This is a genomic window from Sphingosinicella sp., from assembly GCF_052387495.1.
Taxonomy (GTDB): Bacteria; Pseudomonadota; Alphaproteobacteria; order Sphingomonadales; family Sphingomonadaceae; genus Allosphingosinicella.
Genome location: NZ_JBQTJC010000168.1, coordinates 1 through 3,424 on the forward strand (window position 1 = coordinate 1; position 3,424 = coordinate 3,424).

A 3,424-nucleotide genomic window follows, 5' to 3' on the forward strand; every position below is an offset into this window, starting at 1 on the left:
TCGAAGGCGACGTTCTGATAGGCGTGGCAGGTGCCGGGCGCGCAGATATTGTGCAGGGTGCCGAGCGAGCCGCGCAGCCATCTGGGATCGAAATCGTCCTCGAGCTTGGCGTCCTGGGCATGGGCGAACAGGCCCAGCCGGTGCGAGAGCAGGTCCGCGACGGTCGCGCGCGCCTCGTTGCCGCCGGGGAGGCGCAGAGAGGATGCCCAGCGATTGACCGGATCGTGGAGCGCCAGTCCTCCTTCGCTCGCGAGCAAGGCGATCATGTCGCCGGCCACGCCCTTCGAGAGCGAGGCCCAGCGGAACACGGTCCGGGTGGTGACTGGATCGCCCGTCCCCTCGGCGGTCTCCCCATAGCCCTTGATGAAGCGGATATGCCCCTGCTCGACCACGGCGACGGCGAGGCCGACCATCGCCGGGTCTTCCATCAGCCGGGTGAGCCGCGCGTCGAGCTGGTTGTAGTCGACCCGGCTCGCCGGCTCCGCCGACGCCTCGACGATCGCCGTCTCGACGCCGTCGCCGCCCGGAGCGGGTTCGGGAAGCGGCGCGGTCAGCCACAGGCTCGCCGCCCAGAGCAATCCGAGCCCCAGAAGTCCGGCGATCAGGAAGGTAAGAAGACGCCTTGGCGACACGAATCCGGCTGACCATTTCCAACGCGCCGGATCGAGCGCGCCGGCCGCCGGCGGCTTATCGCGGGCCGAGCGCGAAGGAAAGCGCGACGCGCTCCGCGCTCGACAGGCTCGGCCCATCCGTGTCACCTTGCGCGCCATGCGGGAGAAGGAGCTCCGGATCGCGCTGGTCTGCTACGGCGGGATCAGCCTCGCCGTCTACATGCACGGCGTCACCAAGGAGATCTGGCGTTTGGCCTGCGCGAGCCGCGCCTTCCATGCCGGCGACGCGGACGCCGAGGCGCGCCGCAGCGTCTATTACCGGCTGCTCGAGCGGATCGCCGACGAGGCGAAGCTCGAGCTCAGGGTGCTGGTCGACATCCTCGCCGGGGCGAGCGCGGGCGGGATCAACGCCGTCTTCCTCTCCCATGCGATCGCCAACGGCCGCCCGCTCGATCCGCTCACCGACCTCTGGCTCGATTCGGCGGACGTCGACAAATTGCTCGATCCCGAGGTCGGTGTCGTCTCGCGCTTCGCCAAGACCGCCGCCGTGCCCTTCGCCTGGTATCTGTCGGGCCGGGCCGCGACGGTCGACGAGACGGTGGACAAGGCGCAGCGCGCCGAGGTCAAGGCCAAGCTCGCCAATTTCGTCCGCGCCAAATGGTTCGCGCCGCCCTTCGGCGGGGCGGGCCTCACCAACCTCTTGCTCGACGCCTTCGACGCGATGGACACGGCGCCCTCGGGGCCACCATTGCTCCCGACCTACCAGCCGCTCGACCTGTTCGTCACCGTCACCGACTTTCGCGGCCATCCCCAGCAGCTCCGGCTCAATTCGCCGCCCGAGGTGACCGAGCGCGAGCATCGGCTCACCCTCGCCTTCCAGGATCCCGGGGGCGAGACGCGCGGCTTCGCCGACCCGGTCGAGCTGACCTTCGCGGCGCGGGCGACGGCGAGCTTCCCCGGCGCCTTCCCGCCCTTCATGGTCGGCGAGCTCGACCGGGTGCTGGAGAAACGCCGGCGCGGCTGGCCGACGCGCAACGCCTTCCTCGCCCGGATCATGCCGCGCCACGCCGAGGTCGGCGACCTGGAACAGGCGGTGCTGATCGACGGCTCGGTGCTCGCCAACGCGCCCTTCCGCCCGTGCATCGCCGCGCTGGAAAAGCGGCCGGCGCGGCGCGAGGTCGACCGGCGCTTCGTCTATATCGACCCCAAGCCCGGCCGGCGCAGCGTCAACCTGACCGGCGGCAAGGCTGACGAAGCGCCGGGCTTCTTCGCCACGATCCTCGGCGCGCTGTCCGACATTCCGCGCGAGCAGCCGATCAGCGACAATCTGGAGGCGATCGAGCGGCTGTCCGGGCGGATCCGGCGGCAGCGGCGAATCGTCAAGGCGATGCAGCCCGAGGTCGAGGCGGCGATCGAGCGCGCCCTGGGCTCGAGCTTCATGTTCATGAGCCCGACCGCGAAGCGCCTCGGCAGCTGGCGCTCGCGCGCCAACGATCTCGCGGCGCGGGCCGCCGGCTATGCCTATGCCGCTTACGCCCATCTCAAGATCGCCACCGTCGCGGAGGAATCGGCCGCCGCGATCTTCCGTCTCGGCGGCGGCGGCGACCGCGCGCGGCGGGACCGGGTACGGCGCGCGGTCTGGCAGGTCGTCCATGCCCGCGGCCTGCTCGGCCCGGAGACGATCACCGCGCACGGCATCAGCCTGGACGCGATCGCCTTCCTGCGCGATCTCGACATGGGCTTCCGCACCCGACGGCTGCGCTTCGTGACCCGCCGGCTGACCCGCATGGCCGAGCAGCGCGGCGGCGAGCGCGCCGACCGCGAGCATGTCCGCAAATTGCTCAATGACATGCTCGGCCGCTATCACTCGCGCGAGCCGCAGAGCGTCGAGCCGGCGCGGACGCGAATCTTCGCCGACGTCGAGATGCGGCCCGAAGCGGCGCTGATCGCTCTGGCGGGCCTGCTCGACCTCAGGCCGCTCGACCAGGAGACCGATCAGCGCCTCGCCGAGGCGTTCAACGAGCTGCCCAAGGGCGATCGCCGCGCATTGCTGCTCAACTATCTCGGCTACCCCTTTTACGACGTCGCCACCCTGCCGCTCCTTCAGGGCGAAGGGCTGGACGAGTTCGATCCGATCAAGGTCGATCGCATCTCGCCCGAGGACGCGGTAGCGATCCGCAAAGGCGGCACCGAGGCGACTCTGAAAGGCATCCAGTTCAACAGCTTCGGCGCCTTCTTCAGCCGCGCCTATCGCGAGAATGACTATCTCTGGGGCCGCCTGCACGGCGCCGACCGGCTGATCGACATCACCATTTCCACGCTTCCCGACGAGGCGCAGCTCACCCCCGAATCGGTGGCCGCGCTCAAGCAGGAGGCGTTCCGCTCCATTCTCGCCGAGGAGAAGGACCGGCTCACGACGATCGGTCCCTTGTTCGAGCAGCTCGAGCGCGAGGTTGGGTAGCGCACTGGACTAAGGCGAAGATTTCGGAGAGAGGCAAAGGCCATGCAGTTCCTCAAGACCCTGTTCTGGGTGATCGTCGCGGTGGTGATCGTGCTCTTCGCCCGGACCAACTGGCAGCCGGTGACGCTCACCTTGTGGGGCGGGCTCGAGGCGGACGTGAAGCTGCCCGTGCTGGTAATCGGCGCTTTCGTCCTGGGCTTCCTTCCGACCTTTCTCCTCTACCGCACCCGGATCTGGTCGCTGAAGCGGCGGCTGGAGACTCAGAACCAGGCGCATGTCGCCAACGCGCCCGTGCCGCGCAACGCGCCGCCGCCGCCACAGGGTGAGGCCCGGTCAAACGCATGAAGGGTCC

Annotated in this window: 3 protein-coding genes; 2 read left to right on the plus strand and 1 reads right to left on the minus strand. The window is 69.5% G+C overall.

Annotated features, from left to right (window positions below; translation table 11 throughout):
* Positions 1–632: serine hydrolase domain-containing protein (locus tag ACT4N8_RS09355; RefSeq protein WP_444857863.1), on the minus strand; the 632-nt coding region annotated here is incomplete at its 3' end.
* Between the two features lie 136 nt (positions 633–768).
* Between ACT4N8_RS09355 and ACT4N8_RS09360 the strand changes: the two genes are divergently transcribed.
* Positions 769–3,072 carry a patatin-like protein gene (locus tag ACT4N8_RS09360; RefSeq protein ID WP_444857864.1) on the plus strand — a complete coding sequence of 768 codons (2,304 nt, stop codon included), beginning with the start codon at positions 769–771 and terminating at the stop codon, positions 3,070–3,072.
* A 42-nt stretch (positions 3,073–3,114) separates the two neighbouring features.
* Positions 3,115–3,417, plus strand: a complete 303-nt coding sequence (locus ACT4N8_RS09365; protein ID WP_444857865.1) for a lipopolysaccharide assembly protein LapA domain-containing protein — start codon at positions 3,115–3,117, stop codon at positions 3,415–3,417.
* The last annotated feature ends 7 nt before the right edge of the window (positions 3,418–3,424 follow it).